This window comes from Pseudomonas sp. ABFPK (assembly GCF_001586765.1).
Classification (GTDB): Bacteria; Pseudomonadota; Gammaproteobacteria; order Pseudomonadales; family Pseudomonadaceae; genus Aquipseudomonas; species Aquipseudomonas asiatica.
This window is the reverse complement of sequence record NZ_LQXW01000034.1, coordinates 264549-279609: the sequence shown is the minus strand read 5'-3', so window position 1 is coordinate 279609 and position 15061 is coordinate 264549. Positions and strand designations below refer to the sequence as shown.

16 protein-coding genes are annotated in these 15061 nt (G+C 63.1%); 9 read left to right on the top strand and 7 right to left on the bottom strand.

The genetic code is table 11. The annotated features are described in order from the left end of the window. Positions 1-152: 152 nt before the first annotated feature. Positions 153-737, bottom strand: coding sequence for a YajG family lipoprotein (locus WM94_RS20500; RefSeq protein WP_013970929.1), 585 nt, complete (start codon positions 735-737; stop codon positions 153-155). A gap of 145 nt (positions 738-882) precedes the next feature. Here WM94_RS20500 and WM94_RS20495 point away from each other — a divergent pair, with 145 nt between their 5' ends. Further along, positions 883-1116 (top strand): hypothetical protein, encoded by a 234-nt coding sequence (locus WM94_RS20495; protein ID WP_013970928.1) that lies wholly within the window; start codon positions 883-885, stop codon positions 1114-1116. Between the two features lie 600 nt (positions 1117-1716). Next, entirely contained in the window at positions 1717-3225 is a 1509-nt protein-coding gene (gene mqo, locus WM94_RS20490) for a malate dehydrogenase (quinone) (protein ID WP_013970927.1), read from the top strand. A 179-nt stretch (positions 3226-3404) separates the two neighbouring features. Here the strand turns inward: mqo and WM94_RS20485 are convergent, their stop codons facing one another. The 4 genes from WM94_RS20485 to WM94_RS20470 form a co-directional block, all read right to left on the bottom strand. Then, entirely contained in the window at positions 3405-3695 is a 291-nt protein-coding gene (locus tag WM94_RS20485; RefSeq protein ID WP_061551999.1) for a PA4642 family protein, read from the bottom strand. Between the two features lie 68 nt (positions 3696-3763). Further along, complete coding sequence (locus tag WM94_RS20480; RefSeq protein ID WP_013970925.1) at positions 3764-4234, bottom strand: hypothetical protein; 471 nt, start codon at positions 4232-4234, stop codon at positions 3764-3766. Positions 4235-4421: 187 nt separating this feature from the next. Next, entirely contained in the window at positions 4422-4895 is a 474-nt protein-coding gene (locus tag WM94_RS20475; RefSeq protein WP_039613799.1) for a WbuC family cupin fold metalloprotein, read from the bottom strand. Between the two features lie 2 nt (positions 4896-4897). Next, a complete protein-coding gene (locus tag WM94_RS20470) occupies positions 4898-5455 on the bottom strand; it encodes a hypoxanthine-guanine phosphoribosyltransferase (protein ID WP_003256346.1) in 558 nt (185 codons plus the stop codon). Positions 5456-5615: 160 nt separating this feature from the next. On the opposite strand from WM94_RS20470, the gene upp reads away from it, so the two are divergent. Together upp and WM94_RS20460 are read left to right on the top strand one after the other, a co-directional pair. Next, complete coding sequence (gene upp, locus WM94_RS20465) at positions 5616-6254, top strand: uracil phosphoribosyltransferase (RefSeq protein ID WP_011532223.1); 639 nt, start codon at positions 5616-5618, stop codon at positions 6252-6254. Positions 6255-6256: 2 nt separating this feature from the next. Beyond that, positions 6257-7531: a uracil-xanthine permease family protein gene (locus WM94_RS20460; RefSeq protein ID WP_013970921.1), complete on the top strand. Its 1275-nt coding sequence runs from the start codon at positions 6257-6259 to the stop codon at positions 7529-7531. A 123-nt stretch (positions 7532-7654) separates the two neighbouring features. On the opposite strand, the gene hemH is transcribed toward WM94_RS20460, so the two are convergent. Both hemH and WM94_RS20450 read right to left on the bottom strand, forming a co-directional pair. After that, on the bottom strand, positions 7655-8668 hold the full coding sequence (gene hemH, locus WM94_RS20455) for a ferrochelatase (protein WP_038408702.1): 1014 nt from the start codon (positions 8666-8668) through the stop codon (positions 7655-7657). A 13-nt stretch (positions 8669-8681) separates the two neighbouring features. Beyond that, the gene (locus WM94_RS20450) at positions 8682-9587 is read right to left on the bottom strand and encodes a TIGR01777 family oxidoreductase (protein ID WP_061551998.1); all 906 of its coding nucleotides are present in this window, start codon (positions 9585-9587) and stop codon (positions 8682-8684) included. Between the two features lie 187 nt (positions 9588-9774). On the opposite strand from WM94_RS20450, the gene WM94_RS20445 reads away from it, so the two are divergent. From WM94_RS20445 to WM94_RS20425, 5 genes are all read left to right on the top strand, one after another. Beyond that, positions 9775-10761 carry an NAD(P)/FAD-dependent oxidoreductase gene (locus WM94_RS20445; RefSeq protein ID WP_013970918.1) on the top strand — a complete coding sequence of 329 codons (987 nt, stop codon included), beginning with the start codon at positions 9775-9777 and terminating at the stop codon, positions 10759-10761. A 100-nt stretch (positions 10762-10861) separates the two neighbouring features. Continuing rightward, positions 10862-11830 carry a DUF523 and DUF1722 domain-containing protein gene (locus tag WM94_RS20440; protein WP_061551997.1) on the top strand — a complete coding sequence of 323 codons (969 nt, stop codon included), beginning with the start codon at positions 10862-10864 and terminating at the stop codon, positions 11828-11830. Continuing rightward, on the top strand, positions 11820-12719 hold the full coding sequence (locus WM94_RS20435; protein ID WP_015268948.1) for a MerR family transcriptional regulator: 900 nt from the start codon (positions 11820-11822) through the stop codon (positions 12717-12719). The genes WM94_RS20440 and WM94_RS20435 overlap by 11 nt, the downstream gene beginning before the upstream one ends. After that, a complete protein-coding gene (gene phrB / locus WM94_RS20430) occupies positions 12710-14152 on the top strand; it encodes a deoxyribodipyrimidine photo-lyase (protein WP_061551996.1) in 1443 nt (480 codons plus the stop codon). The genes WM94_RS20435 and phrB overlap by 10 nt, the downstream gene beginning before the upstream one ends. Then, on the top strand, positions 14149-14850 hold the full coding sequence (locus tag WM94_RS20425; RefSeq protein ID WP_061551995.1) for an SDR family NAD(P)-dependent oxidoreductase: 702 nt from the start codon (positions 14149-14151) through the stop codon (positions 14848-14850). The genes phrB and WM94_RS20425 overlap by 4 nt, the downstream gene beginning before the upstream one ends. The last annotated feature ends 211 nt before the right edge of the window (positions 14851-15061 follow it).

Here is a 15061-nt window from a genome sequence, read left to right as displayed (position 1 = left end):
AAGTCATGCCCGGACGCCCGGCTCAGGCGACAAAGTGTCATCAAATTTCATCTGGAATGGCATGAAATTTTGCCGGCCTCTTCGCGGGCACAGACAACAAAAAACCCGCTGCCTGGAACACAGGCAGCGGGTTTTGTTTTATAGCTGAAGGCTTACTGCCCCAGCACCTGACCGATGGTCGGGTCCTTGAACATGCGGGTCAGGGCATCGCTCAGCACATCGCCCACCAGCTGGGTGTTGGTTTCCTGGTTCGGCGCCATGCCGAAACGCTGGTCCAGCGAAGCGCCGTAACGGCCACTGTAGCGGCGGCCGCCATTGGACACGTCGGCACGGAAGGTGGCGCCGATGGTAGCCTCGGTCACGTACAGGTTGTCTTTCGGCGACTGGTACTTCAGCTCGGCCAGGGTCACGGTCAACTGCGGCGCGTTGTAGGCGTTCGGCGTCGGGGTGAAGCCGAGCAGGCGTACGGCGGCTTCGGCCTGGGCCTGCAGCTTGGGCACGATGTCGTTGCCACTCACGCTGATGGTGCTGGTCTCGGGGTACATGCCACCGCGAGTCCCCAGAGACTGCGAGGCCCGGCCGTCAACCACACGGACCACTACCGGCTGGCCATGGCCGACCGGGGCGAGCTGGGCCTTGAGCGTGGGTTGCGGATTGAGTTGTTGCGGGCTGTGGGCACAACCGACCAGGCTGAGGCTGGCCACGGCGATCAAACCGAACAACAGACGTTGCAACATGCGCGTTACTCCAGAAAAAGCGGCGAAGGCCCACAGTATACCTAGCCACGCATCGACCAGTCATCGGTCCGGCCCGCTTGTCACAATCGTTTCATCGCCGCGCCCTTATCCTTGCGCCAAGCCCTAACGCATAGGACTCGCTGCCATGGCCTCGCTCTGGACCCTGCTGTTCCAACGCCCGCGCCACAACACCTATGCCCGCCTCGATGCCGACGGCAAATGCCTGGCCTTCAAGCAATGCAGCCAGGCGCCCAGCGGCAGCGGCTGGGTGCAGATCGGCGAAATCCGGCTCGCCTGGCTGGGCCGCGAGCTGCCGGCCAGTGCCCGGGTTTGCGCCCGCGCAAGCCGCCGCTGGCACCAGCGCATCCTCGCGGCCTGACAAACGCTGCAATAAAAACCACGAATGGCGACATTTCTGCCCGCGACATCGCTATAATCTCCCCCCGATTATAAGGACGTCTCCTGATCGGGCCCCGCACTCGCCGATTGACCCCGGCAACTTCAATGCTTCGCCCACAGAGAGCCTTCCACTCAGGTCTTGCATCGGCTGTCGTGCCTGCTTTTCCGGCCCTTCACACTGCATGAACCTGCGGGTTGCCATCGCGCAGTCCCCTTTTGAGGTTCACGTCTCCAAAAGAGCGTGAAAAAACGGTTTTCACAACTTCACAAGAGTGTGGCGAGCAAATGAACAGTCTGGCATGTGCAAAAGCGGCAGATGTGTCCCGAACAGCCCTGAACAGGCGGCAAATGCGCTCATCCCGTATGAGTGTCTGAGCCGTTCCATAACGCACGCACGACACCTTGACCATAAGTCGAATTGCCGCACCCGTGGCAAACCGCGTTCAATACGCGAACCCGAAGACTGATTGGCGGTGTCCGCGGAAGTTGCAAGAACTGCGAAAAGTCGGACATGGCGACCCTGGCGAACCCAGGTCCTATGCTGTCAATTAGGTAGCTGTAGATTGTGGAGACGCGTTAAATGGCGCAGAACGAATCGGTTGATGTGGTACTGGTAGGCGCAGGCATCATGAGTGCCACCCTGGCCGTACTGCTCAAGGAGCTCGACCCGACCCTGAAGCTTGAGGTCGTGGAGGCGATGGACTCCGGAGCCGCGGAAAGCTCCAACCCCTGGAACAACGCAGGCACCGGCCACGCCGGCCTGTGCGAGCTTAACTACACGCCCCAGGCCGCCGATGGCAGCATCGACATCAAGAAGGCCGTGCACATCAACACCCAGTTCGAGGTTTCGCGCCAGTTCTGGGCCTACCTGAGCAAGAAGGGCAACTTCGGCTCGGCACGTGCCTTCATCAACCCTGTCCCGCACCTGAGCTACGTCGAGGGTGACAAGGGTGTTTCCTTCCTCAAGAAGCGCTATGAGCTGCTCAAGCAGCACCATGCCTTTGCGGACATGGAATACACCGAAGACAAGGCCGTGATGAAGGACTGGATGCCGCTGATGATGCCAGGCCGCCCAGCCGACCAGCACATCGCCGCCACCCGCGTGCTCAAGGGCACCGACGTCAACTTCGGCGCCCTGACCAACAAGCTGCTGAAGCTGCTGGGCGACTCGCAGGACGCCCAGGTCAAGTACAGCAAGAAAGTTGTTGGCCTGCGCCGTAACGGCAAGGGCTGGACCGTGAGCATCAAGGACGTCAACAGCGGCGGTAGCCGTGAAGTGGACGCCCGCTTCGTCTTCCTCGGCGCCGGTGGCGCGGCCCTGCCGCTGCTGCAGCTGTCGGGCATTCCGGAAAGCAAAGGCTTCGGCGGCTTCCCGGTCAGCGGCCAGTGGCTGCGTTGCGACAACCCGGAAATCGTCAAGCAGCACCAGGCCAAGGTCTACAGCCAGGCCGCGGTCGGCGCCCCGCCGATGTCGGTACCGCACCTGGATACCCGCGTGGTCGATGGCAAGAAATCGCTGCTGTTCGGCCCATATGCCGGCTTCACCACCAAGTTCCTGAAACACGGTTCGCTGATGGACCTGCCGCTGTCGGTACGCATGGGCAACATCGGCCCGATGCTGGCCGTGGCCCGTGACAACATGGACCTGACCAAGTACCTGGTCAGCGAAGTGATGCAGTCGATGGAGCAGCGCCTGGAAGCCCTGCGTCGCTTCTACCCGCAGGCCAAGGCCGAAGACTGGCGCCTGGAAGTAGCCGGTCAGCGCGTGCAGATCATCAAGAAAGACCCGAAAAAAGGCGGCGTGCTGCAGTTCGGTACCGAGCTGGTCTCGGCCCAGGACGGCAGCCTGGCTGCACTGCTCGGCGCATCGCCGGGTGCTTCGGTGACCGTTTCGATCATGCTGGAACTGATCGAGCGCTGCTTCCCCGAGCAGGCCAAAGGTGCCTGGGCTGCCAAGCTCAAGGAAATCTTCCCGGCTCGCGAGAAGACCCTGGCGACCGATGCTGCCCTGTACCACAAGATCAGTGCCGACAACGACGTGGCGCTGGACCTGGTGGAAAGCAGCCCGGCGGCCAAGCATTACGCCTGATTCGGCCGGTAACGAAAAAAACGCCCCTCGGGGCGTTTTTTTGTGCCTGGATCTTTGTAAGCCTGTTCCGGCCCTTTCGCGGGTAAACCCGCTCCCACAAGGACCGCACCACAGCTAAGGGCTGTGCTGTACCTGTGGGAGCGGGTTTACCCGCGAAAGGGCCGGAGCAGGTTCACAAATCAGCCACGGGCCTTGGCGATGATCTCGATGTAATCCGGCGCATTGCGCTGGTCGGCAATCTGCTCGACAAAGGTCTGGCCGTGCTCGTCTTTGCCATCCAGGTCCAGCCCAGCCTCGACGAAGAAGCCGACAAAACGCTCGAAATCGTCGATGCGCAGGCCGCGGTAGGCCTTGACCAGCTTGTGCAGCGACGGCGAGGTCACGCCATCGGCCGGCTCGAACTGGAGGAACGACTTGATGTAGTCGTCGCTGATCTCGTCACCGATTACCTGTTTCTTGTCTTTACGCATTGCCGACTCCAACTGGACCATCACGAAATTTCGAAGGCCGGCAGTGTACCCCCCGCAGGCCGGGCGCCTCAACGCGTACGTACGGTACCGGTGTGCAGGTCGGCCCAGACGTGGCCGTTGCCGTAGGTGAGGAACTGCACATACAGCGTCTCGTTGCGCAGCAGGTCCATGATCACGCGGTAGTCGCTGAGCGGATAATTCAGGCTCAGGGTGCGGGTTTTCTCATCGTATACGGGTTTCTTCAGGCTCTTGGCCGCTTCACCGTCAAAGGTCAGCAGTACCTGGGCGATGGTTGCGCCCTTGCTCAGCGGCTTGCCCTTGAGGCGCACCTGCAACGACGAGGTGATCGGGATCGGCTGCTGGTCGGATTGGCGTTGGGTACCCACTACCACCGAGTAGTCGGTCACTTGCAACAATTGCTGGCCGGTCGGCGCTTCCTGGCGCAGGGACTGGTCGTCAGGTGGCAGGAACTGGCTGTGCAGCGGTGCGGCGGCGAGTGGCAGGCTGACCGCCAGCAGGAGGGGAAGAAACGCACGCATGTGAGGCTCCTTGAATGAAGGAGCACTCTAGCACGGCCTGCACAGGCTCTTGTAGGAGCGGCCTTGTGTCGCGATGGGCCGCAAAGCGGCCCCGGCCATGTTGGTGGCGAAGCTTCAATCGAGGGGCTGCTGCGCAGCCCGATCGCGACACAAGGCCGCTCCTACAGTTGAGTGCGCCGGCCCGACATCAATCGAACTGCGCGCGCATCCAGGCCTGGTACTCGTCCACGCCCTCTTCTCCTTCGCGCGGCGCCCAGTGCGCATGTTCGCCTTCACCCACCGGCCGATACGGTCCGGCCTTGCACTCGAACAGGATGCTGTCCGGCTCCAGCACCACAAGCCCATGGTAAATGCCGGGCGCCAGGTCCACACCCAGGCAGTCGCCGCCCGCCTGCAGCACTCGCTTGTCGATCACCGCCCCCTGCTCGTTGAAGAGCAGCAGGCCCAGGCAACCCTTGAGCACGACCAGCGTTTCGGCTTTGTCATCGCTCAGGTGCCGATGCGGCGGGATATAGGTGCTCGGTTGCAGCCCGACTGCCATGCGGTGGCAAGGCTCTTCCATCTCATGGAAATTGTGATGTTGCCGCCCACGCGGGTTGGCTGCAGCCTTTGCGGCCAGCCCGGCGAACAGCGATTGGTCGATGAACGCAGGCTGGCGCATGATCACAGCCCCTTTACGGCGAAAATGCCGTTGGCGTTGCGCCAGTAGCCTTTGTAGTCCATGCCGTAACCGAAGATATAGCGGTCGACGCAGGGCAAGCCTACGTAGTTGGCCTTGAGTTCCGGGCTGGCCTTGCGGTCATGGTCCTTGTCGATCAGTACCGCGGTGTGCACCGAGCGCGCACCGGCGTGCTTGCAGAACTCGATGATGGCGCTGAGGGTGTGGCCTTCGTCGAGGATGTCATCGACGATCAGTACGTCACGGTCGATGAACGATACTTCGGGCTTGGCCTTCCAGAACAGCTCCCCGCCGCTGGTCTGGTTGCGGTAGCGGGTAGCGTGCAGGTAGCTGGCTTCCAGTGGGAACTGCAGGTGGGTCAGCAGCTTGCCGGAGAAGATCAGGCCGCCGTTCATCACGCAGAAAACCACCGGGTTCTTGTCGTGCAGGTCCTTGCAGATCTGCTCGCCGACTTTGGCGATGGCCGCTTCGACTTCGGCTTCGGTGTACAGGCAGTCAGCTTCACGCATGACTTGACGGATATGCTCGAGATCGGCGGACATGGCGCTCTCCGGGGGTGCATTTTGGAAAAGCGGGCAAAGGTACGCATCCGCTCGTCACAGATCAAGCATTTATGGACTAACGTCCAGAATGACCAGACGACAGCACAGGCTGAATAGATTAATCTAGCGCGGTTTTTTTGCCCGCCTTTCGGAGCCCCCTATGCCCACTCGTGAGATCCGCCATCCGCTGATCCGCCACAAGCTCGGCCTGATGCGCCGTGCCGATATCAGCACCAAGAATTTTCGCGAACTTGCCCAGGAAGTCGGCGCGCTCCTGACCTACGAAGCCACCCAGGACCTGCCGCTCGAAACCTACGAGATCGACGGCTGGTGCGGCAAGGTGCAAGTTGAAAAAATCGCCGGCAAGAAGATTACCGTGGTACCGATCCTGCGTGCCGGCATCGGCATGCTCGACGGCGTGCTCAGCCTGATCCCGGGCGCCAAGGTCAGCGCCGTCGGCGTTGCCCGCAACGAGGAAACCCTCGAAGCCCACACCTACCTGGAAAAGCTCGCGCCGGACATCAACCAGCGCCTGGCCCTGATCATCGACCCGATGCTGGCCACCGGCGGTTCGATGGTCGCCACCATCGACCTGCTGAAAAAGGCCGGCTGCAAAGAGATCCGCGCCATGGTCCTGGTCGCTGCGCCAGAAGGCATCGAAGTGGTGGAAAAAGCCCACCCGGACGTGCAGATCTACACCGCCTCGATCGACCAGCGCCTGAACGAACACGGCTACATCGTGCCGGGCCTGGGCGATGCCGGTGACAAGATCTTCGGCACCAAGCAAAAGGACGCCTGACCATGCAGGACGGCTTCAACGACCCGCTCTGGCGCCAGGTCGTTTCGGGCGCGCAAATGCTCTTCGTGGCATTTGGCGCGCTGGTGCTGATGCCACTGATCACCGGCCTCGATCCGAACGTAGCGCTGTTCACTGCCGGCATCGGCACCCTGCTGTTCCAGCTGGTCACCGGCCGCCAGGTACCCGTGTTCCTGGCCTCGAGCTTTGCTTTCATCACCCCGATCATCCTCGCCAAGGGCCAGTTCGGCCTGGCCGAGACCATGGGCGGCGTGATGGCCGCAGGTTTCGTGTACACCTTCATGGGCCTGATGGTAAAAATCAAAGGCACCGGCTTCATCGACCGCATGCTGCCGCCGGTGGTGATCGGCCCGGTGATCATCTCCATCGGCCTGGCCATGGCGCCGATCGCCGCCAACATGGCGATGGGCAAGGCCGGTGACGGCAGCGTGCTGCTGCCGTACAAGACCGCCATGATGATCTCGATGCCGGCCCTGCTGACAACGCTGATCGTTGCCGTGTTCGGCAAGGGCATCTTCCGTCTGGTGCCGATCATTGCCGGCGTGTTCGTAGGCTTTGCCCTGTCGTTCGCCTTTGGCGTGGTCGACACTGCCAAGATCGCCGCCGCGCCGTGGCTGGAGCTGCCCAACTTCACCGCGCCAGCATTCAACTGGCAGGCCATCCTGTTCATCGTCCCGGTTGCCCTGGCACCGGCGATCGAGCACATCGGCGGGGTGATCGCGGTCGGCAGCGTGACCGGCCGCGACTACCTGAAGAAGCCCGGCCTGCACCGCACCCTGCTGGGCGACGGCCTGGCCACCACCGCAGCCGGCCTGTTCGGCGGCCCGCCCAACACCACCTATGCCGAAGTCACCGGCGCGGTGATGCTGACCAAGAACTACAACCCGAAGATCATGACCTGGGCGGCGATTTTCGCTATCACCCTCGCCTTCATCGGCAAGTTCGGCGCATTGCTGCAAAGCATTCCGGTACCGGTGATGGGTGGCATCCTGTGCCTGCTGTTCGGCTCGATCGCGGCGGTGGGCATGAACACCATGATCCGCCACAAGATCGACCTGGCTGAAGCGCGCAACCTGGTGATCGTGTCGGTGACACTGGTGTTCGGTATCGGCGGCGTACTGATCGGCAGTGGTGATGGCCCGGATGACTGGGGCCTGAAGGGCATCGCCCTGTGCGCCATCGTGGCTATCGCCCTGAACCTGATCTTGCCGGGCAATGATGGCTGGAAGCACAAGAAGCTGGATGATCAGTTGCCTTGATTCGGCTTTAGCCTGACCCGGCCACTTCGCGGGTAAACCCGCTCCCACAGGTACCCCGCTGCCCTCAGGCCTTGTGCAAAACCTGTGGGAGCGGGTTTACCCGCGAAGAGGGCAACCTTGGACTCAGGCTTTTTCGCACATCCCCGCCAGCGCCTTCACCCACTCCGGGTGATCATTCAGGCAAGGCACCAGCACCAGCTCCTGCCCGCCGGCCTCGACAAACTGCTCACTCCCGCGCATGCCGATCTCTTCCAGGGTCTCGATGCAATCGGCCACGAACGCCGGGCACATTACCAGCAGCTTCTTCACCCCAGCCTTGGCCAGCTCGTCCAGCCGCGCCTCGGTATAGGGTTCGATCCACTTGGCCCGCCCCAGTCGTGACTGGAACGACACCGACCACTTGCCATCGGGTATGCCCATTTTCTGCGCAAAGGCCCTGGCCGTTGCCAGGCACTGCCCGCGGTAGCAGACCGCGCGCATGTCGGCACTGGCATCCTTGCAGCAATCGGCCGCCTGGAAGTCATGCTTGCCGGTAGGGTCCAGTTTCTTCAAGTGGCGCTCCGGCAAGCCATGGAAGCTCAGCAACAGGTGATCGTAATCCTGCTCCAGGTAAGGCCGGGCGCTGGCGACCAATGCCTCGATGTAGTCCGGGTGCTCGTAGAATGGCTGCAGCACGCGAAGTTGCAACGGCAACTGGCGTTCACTGACCGTCTGCCTGGCCAGTTCCACCACAGTGGTCACCGTGCTGTCAGCGAACTGTGGATACAGCGGCGCCAGGGTCACCTTGCGCACACCCTGGGCCACCAGGCGCTCCAGCACCTCGGGCAAGGCCGGCTGACCATAGCGCATGGCAATCTCCACCGGGCCATGGGGCCAGTGCTCGACCATTGCCGCCTGCAGGCGACGGGTCAGCACTACCAGCGGCGAGCCCTCTTCCCACCAGATCGAGCCATAGGCATGCGCCGACTGCTCCGGGCGCTTGATCAGGATCAGCGACACCAGCAGGCGCCGTACCGGCCAGGGCAGGTCGATCACATACGGGTCCATGAGGAACTGGTTGAGGTAGCGGCGCACATCGGCCACCGAGGTGGAGGCCGGGGAACCCAGGTTGACCAGCAGCAGGGCGTGATCGGTCATGCAGCGTCCTATGTCAGAGGCGGCTGGACAGGTTGTCCAGAGCCGATTGCAAATCGTTGAAGCGGAAGGTGAAGCCTGCCGCCAGCAAGCGTGCCGGGCGGGCGCGCTGGCCGCCGAGTAGCAGGGTCGACAGCTCACCCAGCCCCGCCTTGAGCAGCAGTGCCGGCACTGGCAGCAGCGCCGGCCGGTGCAAGGTGCGGCCAAGGCGCCTGGCAAACTCGCGGTTGCGCACCGGCTCCGGGGCGCAGGCATTATAAGGACCGCTGGCATCCTTGTGCTGCAAGAGAAAATCAATCAGGGCGACCTGGTCGTCTATATGGACCCAAGGCATCCACTGCCGCCCGTCGCCCAAAGGCCCGCCCAGCCCCAGTTTGAAGGGCAGGCGCAGGCGCGACAAAAAGCCGCCGTCACTGGCCAGCACCAACCCGGTACGCACCAGCACCACGCGAATGCCCTGAGCCTGCGAACGCATCGCTGTCTCTTCCCAGGCAATGCACAGTTGGCTGGCGAAATCTTCGCGCACCGGCGGTGAAGCCTCGGTCAGCTCGCGTTCGCCACCGTCTCCGTACCAGCCCACCGCCGAGCCGGAGATCAGCACTTCCGGGCGCTGTTCGCGGCTGCCCAGCCAGGCCAGCAACTGCTCGGTGAGGGTGACGCGGCTGGTCCACAGCAGGTTGCGCCGGGTCGCCGTCCAGGGCCGGTCGGCAATCGGGGCGCCGGCCAGGTTGATCACCGCGTCCAGCTGATCGTCCGCCTCCAGTTGCTCCAGGCGGGCGATGCCACGCACGCCGGTCCCACAAATTTTCGGCACCTGCTCGGGTCGCCGGCTCCATACCGTCAGGCGATGACCCTGGCCGAGCCAGTACTGACACAGGTGCCTGCCTATCAACCCGGTGCCGCCTGTCAGCAATATATGCATGGCTGTGTCCTCGCAGAATGCGGCGGTGGTCTATTTTTAACATCAAGGCACTTTTTTGACCCGACGCTCTCGGATAAACATAGGCCAACCTGCCTGCCAACACGGAATAACCTTATACAACATTTGAGCATTGTACAGGTTTGCCTGACAGCGTAGTCTGCTTACAGCAAGGTTTGAAGAGGCCATCATGACAGTACCTATCGCCATCATCGGGGCCGGTATCGCCGGTCTGTCAGCCGCCCAGGCCTTGCAGAAGGCCGGGCAATCCGTGCATTTGTTCGACAAGGGCCACGGCAGTGGCGGGCGCATGGCCAGCAAGCGCAGCGAAGCTGGCGCGCTGGACCTCGGCGCCCAATACTTCACGGCCCGTGACCGCCGCTTCGTCGAGCAGGTACAGCAATGGGTTGCCGCCGGTTGGGCCGCGCAATGGAAGCCACAGCTGTACAACTACCGCGATGGTGAACTCAGCCCCTCCCCCGACGAGCAGACGCGCTGGGTGGGCGTGCCGCGCATGAGTGCAATCACCCGCGGCCTGCTCAAGGACGTGACGGTCAACTTCGGCTGCCGCATCGCCGAAGTGTTCCGCGGTAAGCAGTACTGGCACCTGCAGGACACCGAAGGCTGCAGCCACGGCCCCTACAGCCGCGTGGTGATCGCCGTGCCGGCGCCACAGGCCACGCCGCTGCTGGCCGCTACTCCGAAGCTCGCTGCCGTGGCCGCCGGTGTGCAGATGGAGCCCACCTGGGCCGTCGCCCTGGCCTTCCAGACCCCGCTGGACACCCCGATGCAAGGCTGCTTCGTGCAGGACAACCCGCTCGACTGGCTGGCGCGCAACCGCAGCAAGCCCGGGCGTGACGAGCAGCTCGACACCTGGGTACTGCACGCCACCTCGGACTGGAGCCGGCAACACATCGACCTGCCCAAGGAAGAAGTGATCGAACAGCTGTGGGGCGAATTCGCCGAACTGGTCGGCTGCGTGGTGCCAGCACCTACTTTTGCCTTGGCCCACCGCTGGCTTTATGCCCGCCCGAGCAGCAACCATGAATGGGGCGCACTGGCCGATGCTGACCAGGGCCTATACGCCTGCGGCGACTGGTGCCTGTCCGGCCGCGTCGAGGGCGCCTGGCTCAGTGGCCAGGAAGCGGCGCGTCGGCTGCTCGAACATCTCGAGTGATGTAGGGTTATACAAAAAAAACTGTTTGCATAACTTCCGGGCTGTGCTGGAATGAACCTGTACAACTATTTTGTCTCGTACAGGTTTTTGGAGGCAGCCCATGCACGACTCATCCACCCACAGCAAGCCGCGTATCGCCATCAGCGCCTGCCTGACCGGGCACAGCGTGCGCTATAACGGCGGCCACAAGGCCTCCGACCTGTGCCGTATGCAACTCGAGGAACATTTCGACTGGTTGCCGGTGTGCCCGGAGGTGGCCATCGGCCTGGGCGTGCCGCGCGACCCGATCCGCCTGGTCGGCGACCCCGAGCAGCCGGAAGTGGTAGGCACCCGCAACCGCGGCATGGACCTGACCGGGCCGCTGCGCAGCTATGGCGAGCAAATGGCGGCGGAACTCGATGATATCTGCGGCTACATCTTCATGCAGAAATCGCCTTCCTGTGGCTTGGAGCGGGTCAAGGTATACCAGGACAATGGCCACCCTGCCTTCCACGGTGGACGGGGAGTGTATGCGCAGGCGTTCTGCGCACGGCGGCCGGACCTGCCGGTGGAAGAAGAAGGCCGCCTGCACGACCCCGTACTGCGCGAGAACTTCATCAGCCGCGTGTACGCCTACGCCGACTGGCAGCGCCTGCTGGCCGAAGGCCTGAGCCGTGGCGCTTTGGTGCGATTCCACTCACGCTACAAGTACCTGTTGATGGCCAACAACCCGCAGGCCTACCGCAGCCTCGGGCGCCTGCTTGGCAGCATGAGCAAGGACGATGACCCGCAAAGCATCGGCCCGCGCTACTTCAGCCAGCTGATGCAGGCTCTGCGCCGCTGTGCCAGCCGCGGCAATCATTGCAACGTGCTGCAGCATCTGAGCGGCTACTTCAAGGACATCCTCACACGGCAGGACAAAGCCGAGCTGCAGGCCATCATCGGCCAATACCAGCTAGGCGTGGTGCCGCTGGTAGTGCCGCTGACCCTGCTCAAGCACCATTTGCGCAAGCATCCCGATCCGTATCTGCAGCAGCAGGCCTACCTTCAGCCGCACCCCGAGAGCCTGGGCCTGCGCAATGCCGTCTGAGATCCTGTTGCCCATCGGCGAACTGGCTCGCCGCACGGGCGTCAATCCCGTCACCCTGCGAGCCTGGGAGCGCCGCTACGGCCTGCTCAAGCCCCAGCGTACTGCCAAGGGCCATCGCCTGTATCCGCTGGAGCAGGTCGAACGAGTAGAAGCGATCCTCGCCTGGCTGCAGCGCGGCGCCTCCGTCGGCCAGGTACGCGAGCTGCTCGACAAACCGGCCAGCACGCCGCCGAAAGGCGACTGGCAAGCCCGGCAGTTCCAACTGATCGAGGCCATCGCCACGCTGTCGCAGCGCGCCCTCGACCAGCAGCTCAACCAGGCGATGGCCTTGTACCCGGCCGTCACCCTGTGCGAGCAATTGCTGTTGCCGCTGCTCGACCTCCTCGACCTGCGCTGGCGCAACTATTTCAACGCACGGCTGGAACAGGTGTTTTTCCACAGCTGGTTGCGCAGCAAGCTGGGCGCCAGGGTCTACCACGACAACCAGTTGCTGCATGGGCCTGCCATCTTGCTGGCCGAAGACAGCGAACACACTTTCAGCCCCGGTTTGTGGTTGTGCGCCTGGCTGTTCACCAGCAACGGCCTGCCGGTCGAAGTGCTGGAGCACACCATTGCTGGCGCGCACCTGCAACGCGCAGCCACCATGCTCAAGCCACGCGCCGTGCTCCTGCACCTGGGGCCACGCATCGATGACAAGGCGTTGCACCGTACCCTGTCCAACCTGCCCGTGCCGACCCTGGCTGGCGGGCCGACGCTGGCGCTGCATGAAACCCGGCTGCGCGCCCTGGGGCTGCCCAATCTTGCCCTCTTCGATACCCCGCAGGCGGCATTGCGTTTGCTGCAAGCCCATGACCGCCAGCCTGGAGAGATGACCGCACCATGCACCTGACCTGGCTGCGCAGCGACCTGCGCATCGATGACAACACCGCGCTAGCCGCCGCCAGCGAACGCGGCCCGACCCTCGCACTGTGGCTGGTCAGCCCCGGGCAATGGCTGGCCCACGACGACGCCGCCTGCAAGGTCGACTTCTGGCTGCGCAGCCTGCGCGACCTGCGCCAGTCGCTGGAGCGCTTGAACATCCCCCTGCTGATCCGCAAGATCGACACCTGGGACCAGGCGCCACAGGCCGTACTCGACGTCTGCCGCCAACATCAGGTGCAAAGCGTGCACTGGAACGAGGAGTACGGCATCAACGAGCAACGTCGCGACGACGCCACCCGTGCGCTGCTGGAAAAGTCGTCCATCCAGGCCCACAGCCACCTCGACCAGCTGTTGTTCCGCCCTGGCACCATCCTTACCCGCAGCGGCGACTACTTCCAGGTGTTCAGCCAGTTCAAGAAGAGCTGCCTGGAGCACCTGCACCGCAGCCTCCCTGCCCTGGCCCGCCAGATAAAACGCCAGGCACCGCTGCATGTCAGCAGCGACCCGATCCCACAGCACGTGGACGGCTTCGAAAAACCCGCGCAGGCACTGCGCGACCATTGGCCGGCCGGCGAAGCCGAAGCGCAGGCGCGGCTGACCCGTTTTCTCGATGAAACCATCGACGATTACCAACAGCTGCGTGACTTGCCTGCCAAGCCCGGTACCAGCCAGCTCTCCGCCTATCTGGCCGCCGGCGTGATCTCGCCACGCCAGTGCCTGCACGGTGCCCTGGCCAGCAACCGCGGCGAGTTCGACAGCGGCAGCAGCGGCGTGCAAACCTGGATCAACGAGCTGCTCTGGCGCGAATTCTACAAACACATCCTGACCGGTTATCCACAGGTCTCGCGTCACCGTGCCTTCCGCGCCCAGACCGAAGCCCTGCCCTGGCGCGATGCACCGGCCGACCTCGAAGCATGGGAACAGGGCCGAACCGGCTTCCCGATCATCGACGCCGCCATGCGCCAACTGCTGCACACCGGGTGGATGCACAACCGCCTGCGCATGATCGTGGCCATGTTCCTCAGCAAGAACCTGCTGATCGACTGGCGCAAGGGCGAGCGGCATTTCATGCGCCACTTGATAGACGGCGACCTGGCCGCCAACAACGGCGGTTGGCAGTGGAGCGCGTCCACTGGCACCGACGCAGTGCCCTATTTCCGCATCTTCAACCCGGTTTCACAGTCGCAGCGATTCGACCCGCAAGGGCGTTTCATTCGGCACTGGCTGCCGGAATTGCAGGGGGTGGATGAAAAAGCCATTCATTTCCCCGTGAAGTCGGCCGATCTTTTTGCTAGATATTCCTACCACAGTCCAATTGTCGATCTCGACAGCAGTCGTCAGCGCGCACTGGAGGCATTCAAGAACCTCCCGCGCCGGCAGGATCAGAGGGCAGCATCTTGAACAACGCACGCAGTATCTGGGTGACGGGAGCAGGCAATGGACTTGGCCTGGCTTTAGTGGAGGGGCTGCTCGGGCAAGGACACCGGGTAGCTGCAAGCGCGAAGCATGGCGAGGCACTGGATGCCTTGGGTGCACGCTATGGCAGCCAACTGTTGCGCTTGCCGTGGCAGTTGCACGAAGAACATCAGGCGGCCCAGGCCAGCCAGCAGATCTGCCATGCCTGGTGCGCGCTGGATGGCTTGATCATCAACGCTGGTACCAGCGATTACCTGGCGGACGATGTGGCTGACAGCGAGTTGTTCGAGGCGATCGTCACGGACAACCAGTTGGCCGGCGAGCATTGCCTGGCCAGTGCGCTGCCGTTATTGGCGAAGGGTGACTCGCCGCAGGTGATGGCGGTGTTCAACCGTTATTCGGCGCTGCAGTTGCATGCACCGACGCAGGTGCCTGCGGGCTGGAACAACATGCCGCAATGGATGCGCGAGCAGCGTCAGGCGTTGAAGGCGCAGGGGGTTGAGCTGACCGTGGTGGGGCCGCAGTCGCTGAAGAACCCCGTGACACCGGCGCAGGCGCTACCGGAGGCATGGACGCCGCAGGATGCGGCAGAAGAACTGCTGCGGCGGTGGCCGCAGAGGGAGCCCGAGCTTGTGCTGGAGGCTTTGGATCTGACTAGCCTGTGGCCTTTGCCACTCAAGTAATCGATGTGGTGACCGTTCCGGCCCTATCGCCGGCAAGCCGGCTCCCACCTCGACCGCTTCGGCTTGAAGTCATGCGCATAATCTGTAGGAGCAGCCTTGTGCTGCGAAGAGGGCAGTAGGGCAGCAGATGTTCTTCTGCAGCAATGGCTTCTTCGCAGCACAAGGCTGCTCCTACAAGGTGATGAGGTAGCCTGAGTAATGGAGCAAGACA

Excerpts from the sequence above, each read along its gene's own strand:
- WM94_RS20440 (WP_061551997.1), top strand. The coding sequence starts at position 10,862 with ATGCACGACTCATCCACCCACAGCAAGCCGCGTATCGCCATCAGCGCC.
- hemH (WP_038408702.1), bottom strand. The coding sequence starts at position 8,668 with ATGACCGATCACGCCCTGCTGCTGGTCAACCTGGGTTCCCCGGCCTCC.
- WM94_RS20480 (WP_013970925.1), bottom strand. The coding sequence starts at position 4,234 with ATGCGTGCGTTTCTTCCCCTCCTGCTGGCGGTCAGCCTGCCACTCGCC.
- WM94_RS20500 (WP_013970929.1), bottom strand. The coding sequence starts at position 737 with ATGTTGCAACGTCTGTTGTTCGGTTTGATCGCCGTGGCCAGCCTCAGC.
- WM94_RS20475 (WP_039613799.1), bottom strand. The coding sequence starts at position 4,895 with ATGCGCCAGCCTGCGTTCATCGACCAATCGCTGTTCGCCGGGCTGGCC.
- WM94_RS20495 (WP_013970928.1), top strand. The coding sequence starts at position 883 with ATGGCCTCGCTCTGGACCCTGCTGTTCCAACGCCCGCGCCACAACACC.
- mqo (WP_013970927.1), top strand. The coding sequence starts at position 1,717 with ATGGCGCAGAACGAATCGGTTGATGTGGTACTGGTAGGCGCAGGCATC.
- WM94_RS20470 (WP_003256346.1), bottom strand. The coding sequence starts at position 5,455 with ATGTCCGCCGATCTCGAGCATATCCGTCAAGTCATGCGTGAAGCTGAC.
- WM94_RS20450 (WP_061551998.1), bottom strand. The coding sequence starts at position 9,587 with ATGCATATATTGCTGACAGGCGGCACCGGGTTGATAGGCAGGCACCTG.
- WM94_RS20435 (WP_015268948.1), top strand. The coding sequence starts at position 11,820 with ATGCCGTCTGAGATCCTGTTGCCCATCGGCGAACTGGCTCGCCGCACG.
- WM94_RS20485 (WP_061551999.1), bottom strand. The coding sequence starts at position 3,695 with ATGCGTAAAGACAAGAAACAGGTAATCGGTGACGAGATCAGCGACGAC.
- upp (WP_011532223.1), top strand. The coding sequence starts at position 5,616 with ATGCCCACTCGTGAGATCCGCCATCCGCTGATCCGCCACAAGCTCGGC.
- WM94_RS20445 (WP_013970918.1), top strand. The coding sequence starts at position 9,775 with ATGACAGTACCTATCGCCATCATCGGGGCCGGTATCGCCGGTCTGTCA.
- WM94_RS20460 (WP_013970921.1), top strand. The coding sequence starts at position 6,257 with ATGCAGGACGGCTTCAACGACCCGCTCTGGCGCCAGGTCGTTTCGGGC.
- phrB (WP_061551996.1), top strand. The coding sequence starts at position 12,710 with ATGCACCTGACCTGGCTGCGCAGCGACCTGCGCATCGATGACAACACC.